Here is a 19511-nt window from a genome sequence, read left to right as displayed (position 1 = left end):
CGCGGTACCGCCGCCCCCGCCGACCGGCTGCTGCCGGGGCGCGCTGCTCGCGGCGGGCAACGCGGGCGCCTTGCGGTCCCCGGTCGGCCGCGTGGACCCGACCGGCCCGGACGCGCCGATGGGGCCGCCTTCCAGCAGGGTCCGCTCGACGATGCCGAGCAGGGACAGCCCCACGACGGTCGACAGGACGATCGCGCCGATGCTCAGCCGATCCGCGGGCCCGCGCAGCCCCCGGGGCCGCGCCCGCGGACCGGGCGCCCGCTCCGGCGTCCGCTGCCTCCCGGGCGGCCGCTTCCGCGCCGCCGGCCGCTCCGGCTGCCGCGACGCCGCCGCACGCTCGGGCTCGCGCCTTTCCGGCACCCGCAACCCCTGGACCCGCGCGTCACCGGCCGGCTGCACCCGCGCGTCCCGCTCCTCCGTAGGCGCCTGGACCCGCGAGTTGAGCAACTCCAGGACGCGCGCGTCCTCCAGTTCCTTCAACCGCTGAGCGACCGGCTCGAACACGCGCTCCTCACGCGTCTCCCGCACCCCCGGATCCCGCACCTGCGAACCGCCGGCCTGCTGCCCCCCAGCCCCCGCCTGCACACGCCCATCCCCGGACGGCTGCATCCGGGCATCGCGAGGCTGCGGCACCCCCGCGTCCCGCGCTTCGGGCACCCGCGCGTCGCGAGGCTGCGAAGGCGCGCTGCGAGGCGGCTGCACGCGCGCGTCGCGATCCTGCGGCAGGCGCGCGTCGCGAGGCTGCCGGACGCGCGCGTCGCGCGATTCGGGAACGCGCGCATCACGCTGCGGCTGCACACGAGCGTCAAAAGGCGCCTGCACACGCGCATCCGTGGACGGCTGCACGCCGACCTCGCCAGGCTGCGGTGAACGCGCACCACGAGGCGGCTGCACGCGGGCGTCGCGGGGCTGCCGGGCGCGTGCGTCGCGCGGTTCGGGGACGCGCGCGTCGCGCTGTGGCTGCACGCGGGCGTCAAAAGGGGCCTGCACGCGGGCGTCGGTGGACGGCTGCACGCCGATCTCGCCAGGCTGCGGCGAACGCGCACCACGAGGTGGCCGCACACGGGCATCGCGGGGCTGCCGGGCGCGTGCGTCGCGCGGTTCGGGGACGCGCGCGTCGCGCTGTGGCTGTACGCGGGCGTCAAAAGGGGCCTGCACGCGGGCGTCGGTGGACGGCTGTACGCCGATCTCGCCAGGTTGCGGTGGACGTGCGCTGCGGGGCGGCTGCACGCGTGCGTCGTGTTGTGGCTGTACGCGGGCATCCGTTGGGGGTTGGGGGGTCCACGGCTTGCGTTGGCGTGCCGGTGCCTGCGGGCGTGCCTGGGGGCCGCGCGGTGTGGTTCCGCGCGGTGGGTACTCGCGGGAACGGTCCCCGCGCGGCTGCGGCCGCTCGGGGTCGTCCCAGGCCGGCTCGTTCCGCCGCGCCTTGCCCCGCTCGGGCTCGCGCCGTTCGGGGGCACGCCGTTCACGCTCGCGCCGCTTGGGCTCACGCCGCTTCGATCGCCGTCCGCGCTCGGCCCAGTCGGGCTGCTCGGACCACCAGGACCCTTCGGGCCACTGGAGCTCCTCGACTCGGGGCCCCTGCTGGGGCGCCGGTTCCGAGGACGGGCGCGCGGGCGTTTCCGCCCACGGTGAAGCATGCGTGTTGCTCCGGGACGCATGCCGGGTGTCGCGTCGCGCCATGCCCTCTCCTGCTGGAGGAGGTGGAGGGCAGGCGAACGCCGGCAGGCTCCGTCGCCGTCAGGGCGGGGCCCTGACGGGTGTTCCGTTGAGACATCGGGATCGCGGCACTGGGAACCCGCTCCGCTCCCACCGCTTTCCCACGGGTTCTCGCGAACCCGTTCAATCACCACCGGAGCATACGCCCCGGAGGCCACTCGGGTGAGATAGTGCCAGAAAATCGTTTCATTCGGCCAGGGCCGAACCGCTCACCAGAGCAGTACGGGCGCAAAGACTGCCACGTTCACCCGTCCGTGTCGACGGCTCGGAGGAAGCGGGCGGCCATGGGGGCGGCGACCTTGGGCCCGGAGCCGCCTGCGGAGACGAACGTCGCGAAGGCGAGGTCGTCGCGGAAGCCGATGAACCAGGCGTGGGCGCCGCCGTCGAACTCGGCCGTCCCGGTCTTGCCCGCGGTGCCGGCGGGGAGTCCGGCGGTGGACGCGGTGCCGCCGGTGACGACGGCCCGCATCATCGTGCGGAGGGCCGCGGCGCCGGGGACGGGGTGCGTGCGTCCGCCGCCTTCGCGGATCAGGTCCGGTGCGAGCAGCCGCGGGGGGCGCCAGGAGCCGTCGGCGACGGACGCGGCGACAGTGGCCATCAGCAGCGGCGAGGCCGTGACGCGGCCCTGGCCGATCGCCGCCTCCGCCAGTTCCGCGCCGCCGCCGGGGTCGGGGAAGCCGCCGCCGGACGCCTGGACGCCGGGGGTGATCCGCTCGCCGAATCCGAAGGCGCGGGCGCCGGCCGCCAGCTTCGCGGCGCCGAGGTCCTCGACCGCGAGGCGCGCGAAGGTGGTGTTGCAGGACGCGGCGAACGCGTCGCGGAGGGTCGTCCGCCCGAGGGCGTGGTCCTGGTCGTTGTGGATGGTGCGCTGCGCGGTGACGACGACCGCGGGGCAGTCGGTGCCGGAGCCTGCGGCCATGCCATGTGCGAGGAGGGCGCCCGCGGTCACGACCTTGAACGTCGAGCCGGGCGGGTAGTCGCCGTTGAACGCGCCGAGGCCGCCGAGGCCGTCCGCCACGGCCAGGATCTCGCCGGTGGACGGGCGGACGGCGACGATCGCCGCCTGCCGGACGTCCACGGCGCGTTCGGCGGCGGCCTGGACGCGCGGGTCGAGGGTCATCCTGATCTTCTTGCCGGGCTTGGCGTCCAGGAGTTTCACGCGCCGCCACGGGCCGGTGCCGTCGCGCAGCTCGATCGCCCAGCCGATCTCGTCCTCGCCCGCGAGCCCTTCGGTGAGCGCGGTGACGTAGGGGTCGAGCTGGCCGCCGGGGAGGGCCTTGCCGTTCCGGGCGGTCAGGGTGACGGACGGGACCGTCACCTTCATCAGCGCCCAGGTGCCCTTGCCTTTGAGTCCCGGGTAGAGGGTCGCGGGCGACCAGAGGACCCGCCACCGGCCCTTCACCCGCCCGAGCTTCAAGGTGGAGGTGAACGTCCAGTCGTCGTGCCCGGTGAGGCCGCGGGTGACCTTGAAGCCCGCTTCGGCGGAGTCGGGGCCGGTGCTGGTGACGGGGCGCGGTTCCAGGAGGATCGTGTTCACCGACAGGGGGCGTGTCAGGGCCCGGTGCTGGTCGGCGAAGTCCGGCGGCGGGTCCGCGACGAGCCCGCGCATCCGGCTGAAGGCGCCGTCGCCCCAGGCCGCGAAGTAGGCGGCGGCGACCTTCTCGGGGGTGCCCTCGTCCCGTGCCGGCAGCAGGAGCGCCGCGCCGACGCCGGCGGTAAGGGCGGCCGTCTGCGCCATCGCCAGCACCGTGATCCCCCGTGACCGCATGAGCCGTCTCCCGCCGCCCGTCCGGAGAACGATCATCTCAGTGTCCGGCGGGCCTGCCCAGCCCCCGGCGGACGCCCGTGCGGGGGGGTGGTCCCGGAATGACTTAGCGTCCGATGATGCGTCCCTTAAGTCCGGTTTAACGGGGGTGCCGGGGAGCGATCCGGGGCCTAGCTTCGGGATTGTCGGCGACCGGACCACGGCAGGAGGTGCCCCGCGATGGCGAACGCAGCGAGAGTGCTCGGCGCGGCGGGGCGGCCCACCCTCCCGCCCCGGCGCCGCCTTCCGGCCGCCGTCACGGCCGGACCACGCCGGGGCCGTGCCCCGCGCTCCCGTCCACGCGACATTCCGATCCGGTCCTGCGGGCCGGCCCTAGCGGCGCGCCCATCTCCAGGTTCTCCCCCACAGGGGCGCCGGGCCGGCGACCATCGGATCGTGACGACCCCACCTCGGCAGGGGCGCGTGGAACTGGTCTCCGGGAGCGGGGCGCGGCTCCGATCGGCCCGCCGGTCCTGAGGCGCGGACCCCGCCTACGACGCGGGGGCGGGGTCCGCGCCTCGGGACCGGTGCACAAGGCGCGCTAGCGCGTCCAGGGGAGGCGGAGGCCTTCCAGGTCGGGGTCGTCGAGCAGCGCGTCGATGAGCGCGGTGGGGCCGACGACCTTCGTCCCCCAGAGGTCCCAGTCGCAGTAGACGACCCAGGAGCGGTCGGCCGCCCACAGGTCGGACGGGCAGCTCGACATCGAGGGGTGGTCGTAGAGCCGGTCGGCGTCGCCGAGGCGTCCCGCGAGGACGGTCTCGGTGTCCCAGTCGGCGGTGACGAGGGGGCAGTAGTAGGCGAGGCAGCGGGTGGCGGCGCCGGCGGGGCTGTGCCGCAGCAGCACGCCGATGAGGCGGTACCAGCTCTCCCGGTCGAGGCAGCCCTCGGCGGGCGGCTGGATGGCGGCCGACCAGCTCCCGGCCGGATGGGCCTGCCGCAGGCAGCGGCTGCCGGGCAGCTCGCCCTCGGGGACGGCGGGCTCGCCGAAGCCGCGGGCGAGCTCCCGCCAGCGGAGGCGCCGCCATCCCGCGCCGGGGTGGCCGCTGCGGCCGAGCTCGGTGCCGGTGACGATCGCGCCCTCCAGCAGGTCGCCGACGTCGCCGGGCTGCTCGCCCGCCGCGTCGGCCGCCTCGGTCAGGCCCGCCGCCGTCATGGACTGGTGGACGTCGTCGTGGGTCGTGGTGACGAGGCCGTCCTCCCAGGCGTACATGGCGTGGAGGAGCCAGGCGGCGTCGGGGCGGCGCGGCGGCTCGAATCCCGAGTAGCAGTGGTCCGGATCGAGTTCGTGGAGCCAGTGGGCGGCCTCGCCCGGAGCCCGGGCCCATGCGCCCTCGATGTCCGCGTTCTCCATATCGGCATCCTGTCACCCTTGGCAGCGGCCGCGGTACGCGGCATGACCGCCCTCTCCCCCGGTTTCGGTCCCGCCGGAGCCGGACCGGGGAGCGTGGGGCCTCGCCCTCCCTCGGAAGGTCCTGCCCAGGGGGCCACATCTCACTCGCCGAGCAGCGATCCGAAGCGCGCCGCCTGGACGTCCCAGCGCCACTCGCGCTCGACCCAGGCGCGGCCGCGCTCACCCATCCGGCGTGCCCGGTCCGGGTCGCCGAGGAGGCCGGTGAGGGCCGCGGCGAGGCGGGGCACGGAGCGGCCCGGCACGACGAGCCCCGTCTCGCCGTCCAGGACGGCGTCGGGCGCGCCGCCGGAGTCGCCCGCGACGACGGGCAGGCCGGTCGCCGACGCCTCCAGGTAGACGATGCCGAGGCCCTCGACGTCCAGGCCGCGGCGCCGGGTGCGGCACGGCATCGCGAAGACGTCGCCGGCGTCGTAGTGCGCGGGCAGTTCCTCCCAGGGGACGCTGCCGGTGAAGACCACCGAGCGTTCGACGCCGCGGGACTCGGCGAGCCTCTCCAGGTCGGCGCGGTACGGGCCGCCGCCGACGAGCAGCAGCGCGGCGTCCGGGACGGACTCCAGCACGCGGGGCCACGCGTGGATCAGCGCGTCCTGGCCCTTGCGCGGCACGAGCCGGGACACGCACACCACGACGGGACGGTCGGACAGGCCGTGCCGGGTGCGGACGTCCGCGCCTCCCGCGCCGGGGCGGAACGCCTTCTCGTCGACGCCGGGCGCGAGGCGGGCCATCCGGGCGGCCGCCGCGGGCGACAGGGCCCGCGCCATCCGGGAACGCGTGTACTCCCCCAGGTAGGTGAGGACGTCCAGGCCGTCCCCGATGCGGCCGAGGACGGTCCGCGCGACGGGCAGCGACGCCCATCCGGCCTCGTGCCCGTGCGTGATCCCGACGAGGCGGCCGGCGCCGCGGCGGCGGAGCGCCGGCGCGAGCAGCCCGAGCGGCGCCGCCGCGCCGAACACGACGGAGTCGCACCGCTCGGCCCGCAGGACGTCCGCCGCGCGGCGCAGCACGCCCGGTTCGGGCAGCATCAGCGAGCCCGGGTGGCGGACGACCGGGAACGGCTGCTCCGCGTCGAACGCGGCGGCGCCCTTCCAGGCGGGGGCGTACACCGCCACGGAGCCGGGCGGGCGCCGGGACGCGAGGCCGTGCACGAACGCCTGGATGCCTCCGGGACGCGGCGGGAAGTCGTTGGTGACGATCAGGGTCTTGGTCATCGTCCAGCCAGGGATGGGAGCGGAAGGGCCCGCCACCGGGTGTCCGGTGGCGGGCCCTCACACGCGTGGCTCAGCAGCCGCTCAGTGGCTCAGCCGCTCAGTGGCTCAGCCGCTCAGTGGCTCAGCTGCTTGGGCTCCTTGCCCGCCTCGACCTCGTCGTGCCCGTGCCCGCCGTCGTGCGGCTCGATCGGGATGTCGTCGAAGGTCCAGGCGCGGGCGAGCCGCGACCGCAGGTGCCCGAGCGGGCCCTTGGTGTCGGGCGCGGGGATCCCGTTGGCGTCCCGCGAGGGCGCCTCCGGACGGGCGTTCTCCTTGGAGAGGATCACCGTCGACTCCTCCGCGCGGGCGGGCTCGTGCCGCTCGCTGTACCGGCCGTCGGGCGACATCAGGATGACGCCGCTCTCGACGCCGTGCGAGATGGTGTCGGCGTCCTTGCGCTGGAGGCCCAGGCAGATCCGCTTGGTGATGACGAACGCGAGGAACGTCCCGACGAAGATCGCGACCCGGAAGAACCAGGTCGTCGCGAACAGCGACAGGTGGAACTTGTCGGCGATGACGTCGTTCGCGCCGGCCAGCCACAGCAGCCCGTAGAACGTCACGGCGGCCATGCCGGTCGCCGTGCGGACGGGGGCGTTGCGCGGACGGGTGTTCACGTGGTGCAGGCGCCGGTCGCCGGTCACCCACGCCTCGACGAACGGCCAGGCCGCGGCGCCGCCGAACAGGATGCCGAGCGGCACCAGCGCGGGGATCAGCACGTTGAAGCTGACCGTGTGGCCCCAGGCGGTGACCTCCCAGTTCGGCATGATCCGCAGGGCGCCTTCGAGCACGCCCATGTACCAGTCGGGCTGGGAGCCCGCCGAGATCGCGCCGGGGTCGTACGGGCCGAACAGCCAGATCGGGTTGATCTGGACGAACGCCCCCATCAGCGCCAGCACGCCGAACGTGAACAGGAAGTAGGCGCCCGTCTTGGCCATGAAGACCGGGTAGAACGGGTAGCCGTAGACCTGCTCCTCGGTCTGCTTCTGCGTCGGCATCGCGGTGTGCTTCTGGTGCCACATGATCATCATGTGCGCGGTGACCATGCCGAGGATCAGGCCCGGGATCAGCAGGATGTGCAGCATGTAGAGCCGCGGGATGATCTCGGTGCCGGGGAACTCGCCGCCGAACAGGAACATGTAGATGTACGTTCCGACCAGCGGGATCGACTCCGCCACGCCCTGCGTGATCCGCAGTCCGGTGCCGGACAGCAGGTCGTCCGGCAGGGAGTAGCCGAACAGGCCCTCCAGCATGCCGAGCGTGAACATCCCGATGCCGATGAGCCAGTTCAGCTCGCGCGGCTTGCGGTACGCGCCGGTGAAGAACACCCGCAGCATGTGCGCCAGGATCGACGCCATGAACAGGATCGCCGCCCAGTGGTGGATCTGCCGCATGAGCAGGCCGCCGCGGACGTCGAACGTGATGTGCAGCGTCGAGGCGTAGGCCTCGGACATCTGGACGCCGTTCAGCTTCGTGTACGAGCCGTCGTACACGACCTCCACCATGCTCGGCTTGAACCAGAGCGTCAGGAACGTCCCGGTCAGCAGCAGGATGATGAAGGAGTAGAGGGCGATCTCGCCCAGCATGAACGACCAGTGGTCCGGGAAGACCTTCTTGACGTTGCGCTTGAAGAAGGTGGTCGAGCCGAGGCGCTCGTCGATGAACCCGAGCGCGCCCTCCACCGCCTTCGGCGGTTGTGCCGTCGCGTCGCTCATCCGCGCTCCCAGAAGCTCGGGCCGATCGGCTCGTGGTAGTCGCTGGTCGCGACCAGGTAGCCGTCCTCCACCGCCAGCGGAAGCTGCGGCAGCGGGCGCGCCGCCGGGCCGAACACGACCTTGGCCGCGTCGGTCGCGTCGAAGGTCGACTGGTGGCACGGGCAGAGGATGTGGTGCGTGGTCTGCTCGTACAGGGCCGCGGGGCAGCCGACGTGCGTGCAGATCTTGGAGTACGCCACGATCCCGTTGACGTGCCAGTTCTCCCGGCCCTTGGCGGGCTTGAACTCGTCCTCAGGGATGTTGATGAGGATCGTGACCGCCTTCGCGGTCTGGGTGAGGGCCTGCTCCTCGGGCACGTCCTCCTCCAGGCCCTCGGGCAGGACGGTGATCATCCCGCCGGGCGAGGAGAAGTCGGCGACGCGGAGCGGCTTGTTCGTGCCGTCCACGACGAGGCGGACGCCCTTCTTGCCCTCCGCCTGCGCCTTCTTGACGGCCTCGCCCCAGAAGGTGTGGCGGAGCCGCTTCTCCGGCAGCGGGCCGAGGTCGCGCAGCAGCACCAGCGGCGCCAGCCCGAGCGGGGCCGCGGCCAGCAGCAGCGTGCGGCGCAGCAGCGGACGCTTGGTGATGCCGCTGTCCTCGGCGCCCTGGACGAAGTCCGCGGCGAACGCGGCGCGGGTCTCGGCGTCGGCGGCCAGCTCGTGCCGCTCCTGGACGATCGGCTTGCTGGTCATCAGCCGCCGCACCCAGATGGTGACGCCGGCCGCCAGCGCCAGGAACGACAGCGCCATCATGCCGCCGAGCCAGAAGTTGGACTCCCGGGCCCGGGTGACGCCGTGCATGCCGCCGTCGCGGCCGCTCCAGCCGATGTAGTAGGCGATGAACGCCACGCTGCCGGCGAAGGCCAGCAGGAAGAACGCCGCGACGATCCGCTCGGCGCGCTTGGCCGACGCCTCGTCGAGCTGCTCTCCCGCGCCCGCGGGCGCCGGGTACTCCTCCTCGGCGAGCAGCGCCTTGTCCCTCGCCGGGGACGGCGTGCCGATCACGCGTCCGGGCGTGCCGCCCTCGCGGGGCTCCGCGGAGCCCGCGGTCTCCTTGTTGTCGTCGCTCATGACTTCTTCAGCTTCTTCGGCTTCTTCGCGGTGATCCACATGGCCGCCAGCACCAGCAGGCCGAGCCCGATCAGCCAGCCGGCCAGGCCCTCCGACACGGGGCCGATGCGGCCGAGGCCGTTACCGCCCGGGTTCGGCTCCTCGCGGGTCTGCACCAGGTAGGCGATGATCGCCTGCTTGTCCTGCGGCGTGAGGGTGGTGTCGTTGAACACCGGCATCGCCTGCGGGCCGGTCAGCATGGCCTCGTAGATCTGCGTCGGCGTCACGTCGCTGTGGGAGAGCGGAGGCGCGTACTTGCCCCCGGTCAGGGCGCCGCCCTGGCCGGTGAAGTTGTGGCACTGGGCGCAGTTGGTGCGGAACAGCTTGCCGCCGAGCGCGACGTTGCCCTTGGACGGGTCCGTCGCCGAGGCCGGCGGGATCTCCGGTCCGCCGCCGAGCGAGGCGATGTAGGCGGAGAGGTCCTCGAGGTTCTTCTCGGCCTGCGCCTTCTGCTTCTCGGCCGCCTCCCGCTTCTCCTTCTCCTCGTAGTCCGTCTTGATCTCGGTGTTGAACGGCGGGATCGGCTCCTTGCGGGGCATCTGCGCGCCAGGGTTCATCGCGGGCATGCGGCCCGTGCCCACCTGGAAGTCGACGGATGCGGCGCCCACGCCGATGAGGCTCGGAGCGATCGGCTTGCCCTTGGCGTCCTTCGTGCCCTCGGCGTTCAGCCCGTGGCAGCTCGCGCAGTTCTTGTTGAACAGCTGCTTGCCGTTCGCCAGGTCCTGCGCGGCCTGGGCCGTGCCCTCCGCCTCGGCGCGGTCAGTCTGCGGCGAGAAGCCGGCGTAGATGACGCCGATCGCCGCCAGGGCCGCCAGCACGACGGCGTAGCCCGCCCACGGGCGCCGTCGCCATGCGGTGAACCTTTTCACGGAAATCCCCGTTCGGGTCATGTCGTCTGGTAGGTCGAGCAGGTCACGGATCAGCGGCTCACAGGTCGAGCAGGTAGATGGTCGCGAACAGGCCGATCCACACCACGTCGACGAAGTGCCAGTAGTAGGACACGACGATCGCGCTCGTCGCCTGCTCGTGCGTCCACCGCTTGGCGGCGTAGGTGCGCCCGAGGACGAAGAGGAAGGCGATGAGGCCGCCGGTGACGTGCAGACCGTGGAAGCCGGTGGTCAGGTAGAAGACCGATCCGTAGGCCGAGGACGAGAGCGTGAGCCCGTCCTTCGTGACCAGGTTGTAGTACTCGAAGGCCTGCCCGGCGACGAAGTAGGCGCCCATGAGGAACGACAGCACGTACCACTCGCGCAGTCCCCAGCGCCGGAAGTTCAGCAGGCCGCCGTCCCGGCCGACCTTGCCCGCCTCGGCCTTGAACACGCCCATCTGGCACGTCACGGAGGACAGCACCAGGACGGTCGTGTTGACGGCCGACAGCGGCAGGTCCAGCTCGGCCCCCGGCCATGCGCCGTGCCCGTTCTGACCGATCGTCACAGAGCGGATCGTGAAGAACATCGCGAACAACGCCGCGAAGAACATCAGCTCGGACGACAGCCAGACGATCGTCCCCACGCTGACCAGATTGGGACGGTTCGCCCGAGCGTGAGGTGTTGTCTCTATCGCGGATGCTGTTGCCACGGGCAGCATTATTGCGTCCCTATCCGGGGACTGACGCATGACCCCCCTTCTAGAGTTCCCGAGCGTGTCTCCCGGAAGGCCGCCCGGTGCCGCCCCTGGAAGCGGCCCGCACCCCACGAGACCCGGCCCGGCCGGGGATCGCGGTCCGCGTCCCCCCGCGCACCGGCGCCTCCGGTCCGCGAACCCGGGCCGGGACCTCGTGCGCGCGGGTCCGACCCGGTAATCTTCCCTGCCATGAGCACCGCCCCGGAGAGCCCGATGAAGGTCCTCGTCTACAGCGACGACGCGAACACCCGCGCCCAGATCCGGCTGGCGGTCGGGCGGCGTCCCGCCGCGGACCTCCCGCGGGTCGAGTTCGTCGAGGTCGCGACCCAGCCCGCCGTCGTGAAGCGGCTCGACGAGGGCGACATCGACGTGCTCGTCGTCGACGGCGAGGCGCAGCCCGCCGGCGGCCTCGGCGTGTGCCGGCAGGCCAAGGACGAGGTCTACGACTGCCCGCCGGTGCTGGCGATCATCGCGCGGCGCGACGACGGCTGGCTGGCCACCTGGTCGCGGGCGGACGCCGTGGTGGGCCTCCCGATCGACCCGATGGGCCTCGCCACCGCCGTCGCCGGGCTCATGCGGCGGCGCGCCGAGAACCGCCTCCCGGCCCTCTAGGACCGGGGATGGACGCGCGCACCAGCTGGCCCGCACTGATCAACGCCCTGCTGGACGGCGAGTCGCTGACCGGCGAGGAGACCGCCTGGGCGATGAACCGCATCATGGCCGGGGACGCCACGGACGTGCAGATCGCGGGCTTCGCGGTCGCCATGCGCGCCAAGGGCGAGACCGTGGCGGAGGTCGCGGGCCTCGCCGAGGGCATGATGGACAACGCCACGCCGATCTCGGTGCCGGGCCGCATCGCCGACCTGGTCGGGACGGGCGGCGACCGCGCCCACACCGTGAACATCTCCACGATGGCGGCCGTGGTGGCCGCCGCGGCGGGCGTCCGGGTCGTCAAGCACGGCAACCGGGCCGCGTCGTCGTCGTGCGGCGCCGCCGACCTGCTGGAGCACCTCGGCGTCGCCATCGACCTGCCGCCGAAGGCCACCGCCCGGGTCGCCGAGCAGGTCGGCATCACGTTCTGCTTCGCGCCGCTGTACCACCCGGCGCTGCGGTACGCCGCCAAGGCCCGCGGCGAGCTCGGCACGCCGACGGTGTTCAACTTCCTCGGCCCGCTGACGAACCCGGCGCGCCCCGGCGCGCAGGCGGTCGGCGTGTTCCATCCGCGGATGGCGGGCGTCATCGCGGGCGTGTTCGCCGCGCGGGGCTGCTCGTCGCTGGTGTTCCGCGGCGACGACGGCCTGGACGAGCTGACGACCACGGGCACCTCGACGGTGTGGGTGGTCCGCGACGGCACCGCGACGGAGACGACGTTCGACCCGTCCGCCCTCGGCATCCCGCCGGCGCGGCCGGAGGACCTGCGCGGCGCCGACGCCGCCTTCAACGCCCGGGTGGCCCGCGAGGTGTTCGCCGGGACGGCCGGGCCCGTCCGCGACATGGTCCTGCTGAACGCCGCGGCCCTCATCACGGCCTACGAGGGCGCCCCGCCCGCGGACGCGCTCACCGGGACGCTGGGCGCCGCGTACGAGCGCGCGGCGGCGGCGGTCGACTCCGGGGCGGCGAGCACGCTGCTGGACCGCTGGATCGACGCCTCCCAGGCCCTGCGCCCCTGACCGCGCCCCCCGACCCGCGCCGCTGAACCCGCCCCCGGGGGGTTCAGGCGACGGTGCGGGCTCCGGCCGACAGGCGCTGGGCGATCCAGATCGGGACCACGCTCAGCACGATCAGCGCGGCGGCCAGCACGTTGACGACCGGCGCCTGGTTCGGCCGGAACAGGTTGCTGAAGATCCAGATCGGCAGCGTCTCGGCGCCCGGCCCGGCCGTGAACGTCGTCACGATGATCTCGTCGAAGGACAGCGCGAACGACAGCAGGGCCCCGGCGACCAGCGCGGACCGCAGGTTCGGGAAGGTCACGTAGCGGAACGTCTGGAAGGTGTCCGCGCCGAGGTCGGCGGACGCCTCCTCCAGGCTGGTCCCGGTCCGGCGGAGCCGCGCCAGCACGTTGTTGTAGATCGTGACGACGCAGAACGTGGCGTGCCCGACGATCACGGTGAACAGGCCGAGCCCGATCCCGAGCGGCTTCAGCACGACCTGGAAGGCGTTGCTGAGCGCGATGCCGGTGACGATGCCCGGCAGCGCGATCGGCAGCACCACGACCAGCGAGACGGCCTCCCGGCCGAAGAAGCGGTACCGGGCCACGGCGAACGCCGCCATCGTGCCGAGGACGAGCGCCAGCGCGGTCGCGCCGAGCCCCGCCTTCACGCTGGTGAGGACGGCCTCGCGGGCGCCCTCGTTGTCCAGCGCCTGGGACCACCAGCGGCCCGTGAACCCGGACGGCGGCCAGCCGAACGCCCGGTCGGCGTTGACCGAGTTGACCAGGACGACCAGCAGCGGCACGTAGATCACCGCGAGGCCGAGGGCCATGACGGCGCGCAGCGCGAACCGCGCGGCGGGCGAGAGGGTCATCTCAGAGCTCCCTGAGGGCGCCGGTGCGGCGGGCGGCGGCGAGGTAGCCGAGCATCACGACGACCGGCACGGTGGCGACGGCGGCCGCGAACGGCAGGTTGCCGGCGGCGCCGATGTTGTCGTAGACGACGTTGCCGATCAGCTGCCCGCGCCCGCCGACGATCTTGACGGTGATGTAGTCGCCGAGCGAGAGCGAGAACGTGAAGATCGACCCGGCGACCAGCGAGGGGTAGACGAGCGGCAGCACCACCGAGCGGAACGTCCGCAGCGGGCGGGCCCCGAGGTCGCCCGCGGCGTCCAGCAGCGAGTCCGGCAGCCGCTCCAGCCCCGTGTAGACGGGCAGGATCATGTAGGGCAGCCACAGGTAGGCCAGGACGATCACGGTCGCGGTGAGGCCGTAGCCGGGGCCGGACAGCCCGAACGGCCGCAGCGCCTCGTCGATCAGCCCGCCCTCCGACAGCATGACCCGCCAGGCGTAGGCCTTGACGAGGTAGGCGGCCCACAGCGGCGCCAGGATCGCGATCACCAGGTACGTGCGGTACCGCGGCCGCGCCACCTTCGCCATGTAGAAGGCCATCGGCAGCCCGAGCACCGTGTCGATCGCGGTGACGGCCGCGGCGACGCCGAGGCTGCGCAGCGCGATCGTCCGGTAGACCGGCTCGTCCCACAGGCCCCGGAAGTTGTCCAGCGTGAACGTGCGGACGACCTCGCCGGTGAACGTGTCGGTCGTCCAGAACGCGGTCAGGAAGATCGCGGCGAGCGCGCCCAGGTAGACGACCACCAGCCAGGCGAGCGGCGCCGACAGCAGCAGCGACAGCCGCAGCCGCGGCCGGCGGTGCAGCAGGGCGGCCGCCCGGCGCCGGAGACCCGGCGCCGGGCGGTCCGGCTCGCGCGCGGTCAGCCCTTGATCGTCGTCCACGCCTGGGTCCACTTGGAGTAGTCGACGCACTTGACGTCCTTCCGGCCGTCCAGGCACTGCGCGATCGGGGTCGTCCAGAAGTGCACCTTCGAGAAGTAGGTCTCGTCGGTGGCGTGGAAGGTGTCGCAGTGCTTCTTGTCGGCGGTCTGGTCGCACGCCTTGGCGTTGGCCGGGGCCTCACCGAACCACTCGGCGACCTGCGCGTTGGCCTTCGGGGAGACGATCCAGTCCATCCACTTGTAGGCGCAGTTGGGGTGCTTGGCCTTGGCCGCGACCATCCAGGTGTCCGACCAGCCGGTCGCGCCCTCCTTGGGCAGCGCCACCTCGACCGGCGCCTTCTCGGCCTTCGCCAGGTTCGCGATGACCTGCCAGGTCGTCCCGAGGACGGAGTCGCCGCTCTTGAACGCCTGGACCTCCTTGGTGTAGTCCGACCAGTACTCGCCGACCAGCCCGCGCTGGGTCTTCAGCAGCGCGACGGCCGCGTCGAACTGCTTCTGGTCCAGCGCGTACGGGTCCTTGATGCCGAGCTCGGGGCGGGCCGACATCAGGTACAGGGCGGCGTCCGCGATGTAGATCGGCGAGTCGTACGCCGTGACCTTGCCCTTGTACGGGGAGTTCGCGTCGAACACCGCGCCCCACGAGTCGGGGGCGGTGCGGACCTTGTCCGTCCGCCACATGAGCAGGTTCGCGCCGCGGCCGTGCGGGATGCCGTAGGCGACGCCGTTCACCGAGTTCCACGGCTTGAGCTTCAGGCCGGCGAAGACGTCGGCGTAGTTCGGGACGAGCGCGGTGTTGACCGGGGCGACGTCGCCGGAGGCGATCAGCCGCAGCGACGCGTCGCCGGACGCGGAGACCGCGTCGTACTCGCCGGTCTTCATCAGGGTCACCATCTCGTCGGACGTCCCGGCGACCTTGGTGTTGACCTTGCAGCCGGTCGCCTTCTCGAACGGGTGCACCCAGTCGACCGTCTTGTCGTTGGAGCCGTCCTCGGCGTACCCGGCCCACGCGACCAGGTTCACGCTGCCCTCGCCGGCGCCCAGCGACCGGAGCGCCGGGATCTTCGGGACGGTGAAGCCGCCCTGCCCGGCGCCGGTCGCCTTGCCTGCCGAATCCTCGCCGCCGCAGGCGGCGGCCAGTCCGATCGCCAGCGTCGCCGCGGCGGCGAGCGCCATGCGCGTGGACCACATGGGGAACTCCTCTGGTGGTTGGGGGGAAGTGGGTCGTGCCGGGTTCTGCCGTGCGGTGCGATCAGGCGGGCGCTCGGCCGGGACGCTCAGGAGCGCGCGTCCGGCACATGGAACTCGTGCGCCGAGTGCCAGCTGATCCGGACGCGCGCGCCGCGGTGGCGCATCACGTCCATGGAGGAGGTCCTGAGGTTCTGCTGGAGCGCCACGACCCGCTCGCCCGACTCCAGGTCGACCACGAACCGGGTCGCCGCGCCCGCGTACACGACCTCGGCGACCGTGCCCATCGCGTGCCGGTCCCCCGAACCGGTCCCGCGGGGCTCCGCGCCGTGCTGGTCCGCGTCCGCGGGCGCCGCGCCGGGCTCGGTGTCGACGTCGATCTTCTCCGGCCGCACGCAGACGCCGCCGATCCGGTTGGACGTGCCGACGAACCCGGCCACGAACGCGGTCGCGGGCCGCTCGTACACCTCGGCGGGGGTGCCGACCTGCTCGATCCGGCCGCGGTCGAGGACCGCCACCCGGTCGCTGAGCGTCAGCGCCTCCTCCTGGTCGTGGGTGACGAACACGAACGTGATGCCGGCCCGCCGCTGGATGGCCTTCAGCTCGACCTGCATCTCCTCGCGGAGCTTCAGGTCGAGGGCGCCGAGCGGCTCGTCCAGCAGCAGGACCTTCGGCTCGTTGACGAGGGCGCGGGCCAGCGCGACCCGCTGGCGCTGGCCGCCCGACAGCTCCGCCGGGCGGCGGGCGCCCATGCCGTCGAGCCGGACGCTGCGCAGCGCCTCCAGCGCCCGCTCCCGCCGCTTCGCCCGGGGCACCCTCCGCACCTTCAGGCCGTACTCCACGTTGCGGAGGACGTCGAGGTGCGGGAAGAGCGCGTAGTCCTGGAAGACGGTGTTGACGTCGCGGTCGAAGGGCGCGAGGCCCGTGACGTCACGGCCGCCCAGCTCGATCGTCCCGGCGGTGGGGCGCTCGAACCCGGCGATCATCCGCAGCACGGTGGTCTTGCCCGAGCCGGACGGGCCGAGCATCGAGAAGAACTCGCCGTCGGCGATGTCGAGGTCGACGCCCGCGACCGCCTCGACGGCGCCGAAGGTCTTGCGCAGATCGCGGATCCTGACCGCTGAAGCCGGCATGGGTGAAAACATATGGACTCATATGTTTCAGTTCAAGTGATGATCCGATATCACTGTGTTAACGACGCCGGGGAAGGGGGCCCATGGACAGCGCGGACAGTGCGGACAGCGCGCGCCTCGTCGTGTTCGCCCCGGTGGACAACACCGCGCGGGTGCACGCCGTCGTCCGCCGCCTCGCCGACGCGATCGCGCTCGGGCTCCTCGCCGACGGCGAGCAGCTCCCCAGCGAGGCCGAGCTGGCGGGCCGGCTCGGCGTCTCGACGGTCACCCTACGCGAGGCGCTCATGGCCTTGCGTCAGCAGGGGCTCATCGAGACCCGCCGCGGCCGGGGCGGCGGCAGCTTCGTCCAGGCCCCGGCCCGGCCCTTCGACCTGGACGAGCGGCTGCTCCCGCTGACCCTGGAGGAGCTGCGCGACCTCGGCGACCACTACGCCGCGATCGCGGGCGCCGCCGCCCGGCTCGCCGCGCTCCGCTCGCTGCCCGGCGACGTCGAGCGGCTGCGGCGCTCGCTGGAGGAGATGGCCGAGGCGGGGTCCGGGGCCGGATCTGTTGCGGGGTCCGGCGCCGGATCCGATGCCGGATCTGATGCGGGGTCCGGCTCGGGGTCCGATGCGGGCCTGCGCCGGCTGGACGGCCGGTTCCACCTGGAGGTGGCCGCCGCGTCCCAGTCCGCCCGGCTCACCCGGGAGGAGATCCGGCTCCAGGCCGACATCGGGCCGCTGATCTGGGCCGTCCACGACGACCCGGCCCACCGCGGCCGCGTCCGCGCCGAGCACGCCGAGATCGCCCGCGCCATCGAGGCCGGCGATGACGTCCGAGCCCGCGATGTCGCTGAAAGTCACGTCGCGAATGCGGTAGAACATCTCCTTGAACGACGGCTCACCCTCTAAGCACCCTTTGGGCGCAAGCCTGGGGATCCGGGAGTCCGCTCCCGAGCAGACACGGACCGAGGTGACCCATGTCCGAGCCATCGGCGGTCGGCGCGGCCGCGGCGCGCGTCGGCGCGACCCTGGACGGCGTCTTCGCCACGGTCGCGCGGGTGCGCGACGCCTCGGCCCGGTGCCTCGGCGAGGTCCGCGGCGCGGGCCGCGCGCCCGTCAGCGCCGACCTCGCCGCGCTGGGTCCCCTGCTGTCGGCGCACCTCGGCCCGCTCGTCTGCGGGCTGGGCTTCATCGCCGCCCCCGGGCTGCTCGCCGACGCCGCCTGGTACCTGGAGTGGTGGCAGACCGGTCCCGGCGGGGCCCCGTCCCGGCTGCTGCGCGACCTCAACCCCGAGAGCAGCGCCCTCTACGACTACACCGGCTGGGAGTGGTTCACCGGCCCCGCCTCGGGTGCCGAGAAGACCGTCTGCGGGCCGTACGTCGACTACTTCTGCAGCGACGAGTACGTCCTCACGCTGTCGGCGCCGGTGCGGGTCGGCGGCGCCTTCGCCGGGGTCGCCGCCGCGGACGTGTTCGCCCGCACCTTCGAGAACGAGATCGTCCCGGCGCTGCGCGAGATCCCCGCGCCCGCCTTCGTCGTCAACGCCCCCGGCCGGGTCATGGCCTCCAACACCGCCCGCTGGACGCCCGGCGCCGCCTACCGCGGCCGCCCCGGCTTCGCCGCCCGCCCCTGCGGCGACCTCTCCCTCTCGCTCGTCACCGCGGGCTGACCTCAGTCGGCGTCGGGCAGGCCGAGCGCGAAGGCCACTTCCAGGTCGTGCTGGGAGTAGGTGCGGAAGGCGATGTGGGTCTCGGTGCCGACGATGCCCGGCACCTTGTTGAGCCGTCCCGGGATGACGTCGTTCAGCTCCTCGTGGCGCCGCACCCGGACCATCGCCATCAGGTCGTGCTCCCCGGTGATGGAGTAGACCTCGCTGACCCCGTCCAGGGCCGCGATCGTCTCGGCCACCTCATGGATGCGCGCGACGTCGGCCTTGACGAACACGATCGCAGTGACCACTTCACCCTCCCCTGCCTACGAACGGTCCGACTCTATCCGGACCGGGCGGCTACCGGCTCAGGGCGGCCAGGCGGCGGGCCGGGCCCGCCCGGCGGGCCAGCAGCGCGAAGAGGACCCCGGCCGCGAACCCGTAGATGTGCGCGGTGTAGGCGACGTTGCTCTCCTCGTCGCCGAGCGACAGCCACTGGAGGACGAACCAGTAGCCGAGCACCACCCACACCGGGAGCCGGATGATGATCACCGGCGGCACCCAGCTGACGATGCGGCCCCGCGGGTTGAGGATCACGTAGGCGCCCATCACCCCGGCGATCGCCCCGGACGCGCCGACGAGCGGCACCCCCGAGTCGGCGGAGGTGTAGGCGAACCCGTAGACGGCCACCAGCCCGAAGAACAGGTAGCTGAGCAGGTAGCGGAGCCGGCCGAGCCGGTCCTCCACGCCCATGCCGACGACGAACAGCGCCACCAGGTTGCCCAGCAGGTGCAGCGCGCCCGAGTGCAGGAACATCGAGGTGAACGCCGACGTCCAGGGCTTCTTGTGGAAGGTCGAGGGCCCGCACTCGTGGACGACGTCGGCGGGCAGCGGCTGCTGCTCCCCGGTCGTCAGCTCCTTCGGGACGGCGCCGTACTCGTAGGTGAACTGCGCCGCCTTGCACTCGCGGACGCTGTCCCTGCCGTACCAGGTGGCGAAGTTCGACATGGGCGTGAGCAGGAACACGAGCACGTTGGCGGCCACCAGCAGGTACGTCATCCAGGGGACGCGCCGCGCCGGCTGGCTGTCATAGAGAGGCAGTGCCATGCCGGGTCGATCCTCTCCACGAGCCGATCCATCGGCTGGTCCATCGGCCGATCCGCCGGCCGGGCCGTGAGCCGCTGCTCCCCGTCACCTTAGTGGGCGCCCGCGGGCGGGGCGGTCGGGCTCCGGGCTCACGTAGGCGTTGTCGATCAGCCGGCGCATGCCCTCGGCGCCGTGCGCGGGGCACGTCCAGGCGCCGTCCAGCTCGACCAGCCGGACGCCGGGCAGGTCGAGCCAGCGCAGCACGCACTCCATCTCCTCGGCGGTGGCGCCCGCGACGGACCCGGCGCCGGGCGCGACGCCGCCGGGGGCGCCGCCGGCGGGCGGGAGCACCGTCTCGGCGGTGGCGGTGAG

General features: G+C 73.1%; 18 protein-coding genes and 1 pseudogene. 4 read left to right on the top strand and 15 right to left on the bottom strand.

Annotated elements, in window-relative coordinates:
• The 8 genes from E1300_RS50545 to ctaE form a co-directional block, all read right to left on the bottom strand.
• Positions 1 to 528 (bottom strand): hypothetical protein (locus E1300_RS50545; protein ID WP_207400144.1); only part of this gene is annotated, 528 nt, incomplete at its 3' end.
• A 1435-nt stretch (positions 529 to 1963) separates the two neighbouring features.
• A complete protein-coding gene (locus E1300_RS35995) occupies positions 1964 to 3487 on the bottom strand; it encodes a penicillin-binding transpeptidase domain-containing protein (RefSeq protein ID WP_165503141.1) in 1524 nt (507 codons plus the stop codon).
• A 577-nt stretch (positions 3488 to 4064) separates the two neighbouring features.
• A complete protein-coding gene (locus E1300_RS35990; protein WP_131761587.1) occupies positions 4065 to 4874 on the bottom strand; it encodes a hypothetical protein in 810 nt (269 codons plus the stop codon).
• 140 nt (positions 4875 to 5014) lie between these two features.
• Positions 5015 to 6142 (bottom strand): glycosyltransferase family 4 protein, encoded by a 1128-nt coding sequence (locus E1300_RS35985; protein ID WP_131761586.1) that lies wholly within the window; start codon positions 6140 to 6142, stop codon positions 5015 to 5017.
• Between the two features lie 113 nt (positions 6143 to 6255).
• Entirely contained in the window at positions 6256 to 7893 is a 1638-nt protein-coding gene (gene qcrB / locus E1300_RS35980) for a cytochrome bc1 complex cytochrome b subunit (RefSeq protein ID WP_131761585.1), read from the bottom strand.
• Positions 7890 to 9002, bottom strand: a complete 1113-nt coding sequence (qcrA, locus tag E1300_RS35975) for a cytochrome bc1 complex Rieske iron-sulfur subunit (protein ID WP_131761584.1) — start codon at positions 9000 to 9002, stop codon at positions 7890 to 7892. The genes qcrB and qcrA overlap by 4 nt, the downstream gene beginning before the upstream one ends.
• Positions 8999 to 9910 (bottom strand): cytochrome bc1 complex diheme cytochrome c subunit, encoded by a 912-nt coding sequence (qcrC, locus tag E1300_RS35970; protein WP_131761583.1) that lies wholly within the window; start codon positions 9908 to 9910, stop codon positions 8999 to 9001. Before qcrC ends, qcrA begins: the two co-directional genes overlap by 4 nt.
• A gap of 58 nt (positions 9911 to 9968) precedes the next feature.
• Positions 9969 to 10628 carry an aa3-type cytochrome oxidase subunit III gene (gene ctaE / locus E1300_RS35965; RefSeq protein WP_131761582.1) on the bottom strand — a complete coding sequence of 220 codons (660 nt, stop codon included), beginning with the start codon at positions 10626 to 10628 and terminating at the stop codon, positions 9969 to 9971.
• 225 nt (positions 10629 to 10853) lie between these two features.
• Between ctaE and E1300_RS35960 the strand changes: the two genes are divergently transcribed.
• Together E1300_RS35960 and trpD are read left to right on the top strand one after the other, a co-directional pair.
• Positions 10854 to 11276: a response regulator transcription factor gene (locus tag E1300_RS35960; RefSeq protein WP_131761581.1), complete on the top strand. Its 423-nt coding sequence runs from the start codon at positions 10854 to 10856 to the stop codon at positions 11274 to 11276.
• Between the two features lie 8 nt (positions 11277 to 11284).
• Positions 11285 to 12334, top strand: a complete 1050-nt coding sequence (gene trpD / locus E1300_RS35955) for an anthranilate phosphoribosyltransferase (RefSeq protein WP_131761580.1) — start codon at positions 11285 to 11287, stop codon at positions 12332 to 12334.
• Between the two features lie 43 nt (positions 12335 to 12377).
• Here trpD and E1300_RS35950 read toward each other — a convergent pair whose 3' ends face one another.
• The 4 genes from E1300_RS35950 to E1300_RS35935 all read right to left on the bottom strand — a co-directional run bounded on the left by E1300_RS35950 (position 12378) and on the right by E1300_RS35935 (position 16423).
• A complete protein-coding gene (locus E1300_RS35950; protein WP_131761579.1) occupies positions 12378 to 13187 on the bottom strand; it encodes an ABC transporter permease in 810 nt (269 codons plus the stop codon).
• Between the two features lies 1 nt (position 13188).
• On the bottom strand, positions 13189 to 14106 hold the full coding sequence (locus E1300_RS35945) for an ABC transporter permease (RefSeq protein ID WP_242619602.1): 918 nt from the start codon (positions 14104 to 14106) through the stop codon (positions 13189 to 13191).
• Complete coding sequence (locus E1300_RS35940) at positions 14085 to 15293, bottom strand: ABC transporter substrate-binding protein (RefSeq protein ID WP_207400143.1); 1209 nt, start codon at positions 15291 to 15293, stop codon at positions 14085 to 14087. The genes E1300_RS35945 and E1300_RS35940 overlap by 22 nt, the downstream gene beginning before the upstream one ends.
• An 86-nt stretch (positions 15294 to 15379) precedes the next feature.
• Entirely contained in the window at positions 15380 to 16423 is a 1044-nt protein-coding gene (locus E1300_RS35935; protein ID WP_131761578.1) for an ABC transporter ATP-binding protein, read from the bottom strand.
• Positions 16424 to 16506: 83 nt separating this feature from the next.
• On the opposite strand from E1300_RS35935, the gene E1300_RS35930 reads away from it, so the two are divergent.
• Together E1300_RS35930 and E1300_RS35925 are read left to right on the top strand one after the other, a co-directional pair.
• Positions 16507 to 17313 (top strand): FadR/GntR family transcriptional regulator, encoded by an 807-nt coding sequence (locus tag E1300_RS35930; protein WP_131761577.1) that lies wholly within the window; start codon positions 16507 to 16509, stop codon positions 17311 to 17313.
• A 68-nt stretch (positions 17314 to 17381) separates the two neighbouring features.
• On the top strand, positions 17382 to 18074 hold the full coding sequence (locus E1300_RS35925; RefSeq protein WP_131761576.1) for a PDC sensor domain-containing protein: 693 nt from the start codon (positions 17382 to 17384) through the stop codon (positions 18072 to 18074).
• Positions 18075 to 18076: 2 nt separating this feature from the next.
• Here the strand turns inward: E1300_RS35925 and E1300_RS35920 are convergent, their stop codons facing one another.
• The 3 genes and pseudogenes from E1300_RS35920 to E1300_RS35910 all read right to left on the bottom strand — a co-directional run.
• The gene (locus E1300_RS35920) at positions 18077 to 18364 is read right to left on the bottom strand and encodes an Lrp/AsnC family transcriptional regulator (RefSeq protein ID WP_131761575.1); all 288 of its coding nucleotides are present in this window, start codon (positions 18362 to 18364) and stop codon (positions 18077 to 18079) included.
• Between the two features lie 49 nt (positions 18365 to 18413).
• A complete protein-coding gene (locus E1300_RS35915) occupies positions 18414 to 19160 on the bottom strand; it encodes a rhomboid family intramembrane serine protease (protein WP_131761574.1) in 747 nt (248 codons plus the stop codon).
• Positions 19161 to 19244: 84 nt separating this feature from the next.
• Positions 19245 to 19511, bottom strand: a pseudogene (locus E1300_RS35910) (DEDD exonuclease domain-containing protein); the annotation flags it as partial.

This window comes from Actinomadura fibrosa (genome assembly GCF_900659615.1).
GTDB lineage: Bacteria > Actinomycetota > Actinomycetes > Streptosporangiales > Streptosporangiaceae > Spirillospora > Spirillospora fibrosa.
This window is presented reverse-complemented; position numbering and strand designations above follow the sequence as displayed.

Bases quoted from the DNA above. Each gene is read 5' to 3' on its own strand.
- E1300_RS35995 (WP_165503141.1), bottom strand. From the start codon at position 3,487: ATGCGGTCACGGGGGATCACGGTGCTGGCGATGGCGCAGACGGCCGCC.
- E1300_RS35990 (WP_131761587.1), bottom strand. From the start codon at position 4,874: ATGGAGAACGCGGACATCGAGGGCGCATGGGCCCGGGCTCCGGGCGAG.
- E1300_RS35985 (WP_131761586.1), bottom strand. From the start codon at position 6,142: ATGACCAAGACCCTGATCGTCACCAACGACTTCCCGCCGCGTCCCGGA.
- qcrB (WP_131761585.1), bottom strand. From the start codon at position 7,893: ATGAGCGACGCGACGGCACAACCGCCGAAGGCGGTGGAGGGCGCGCTC.
- qcrA (WP_131761584.1), bottom strand. From the start codon at position 9,002: ATGAGCGACGACAACAAGGAGACCGCGGGCTCCGCGGAGCCCCGCGAG.
- ctaE (WP_131761582.1), bottom strand. From the start codon at position 10,628: ATGCTGCCCGTGGCAACAGCATCCGCGATAGAGACAACACCTCACGCT.
- E1300_RS35960 (WP_131761581.1), top strand. From the start codon at position 10,854: ATGAGCACCGCCCCGGAGAGCCCGATGAAGGTCCTCGTCTACAGCGAC.
- trpD (WP_131761580.1), top strand. From the start codon at position 11,285: ATGGACGCGCGCACCAGCTGGCCCGCACTGATCAACGCCCTGCTGGAC.
- E1300_RS35950 (WP_131761579.1), bottom strand. From the start codon at position 13,187: ATGACCCTCTCGCCCGCCGCGCGGTTCGCGCTGCGCGCCGTCATGGCC.
- E1300_RS35940 (WP_207400143.1), bottom strand. From the start codon at position 15,293: ATGTGGTCCACGCGCATGGCGCTCGCCGCCGCGGCGACGCTGGCGATC.
- E1300_RS35935 (WP_131761578.1), bottom strand. From the start codon at position 16,423: ATGCCGGCTTCAGCGGTCAGGATCCGCGATCTGCGCAAGACCTTCGGC.
- E1300_RS35930 (WP_131761577.1), top strand. From the start codon at position 16,507: ATGGACAGCGCGGACAGTGCGGACAGCGCGCGCCTCGTCGTGTTCGCC.
- E1300_RS35925 (WP_131761576.1), top strand. From the start codon at position 17,382: ATGTCCGAGCCATCGGCGGTCGGCGCGGCCGCGGCGCGCGTCGGCGCG.
- E1300_RS35915 (WP_131761574.1), bottom strand. From the start codon at position 19,160: ATGGCACTGCCTCTCTATGACAGCCAGCCGGCGCGGCGCGTCCCCTGG.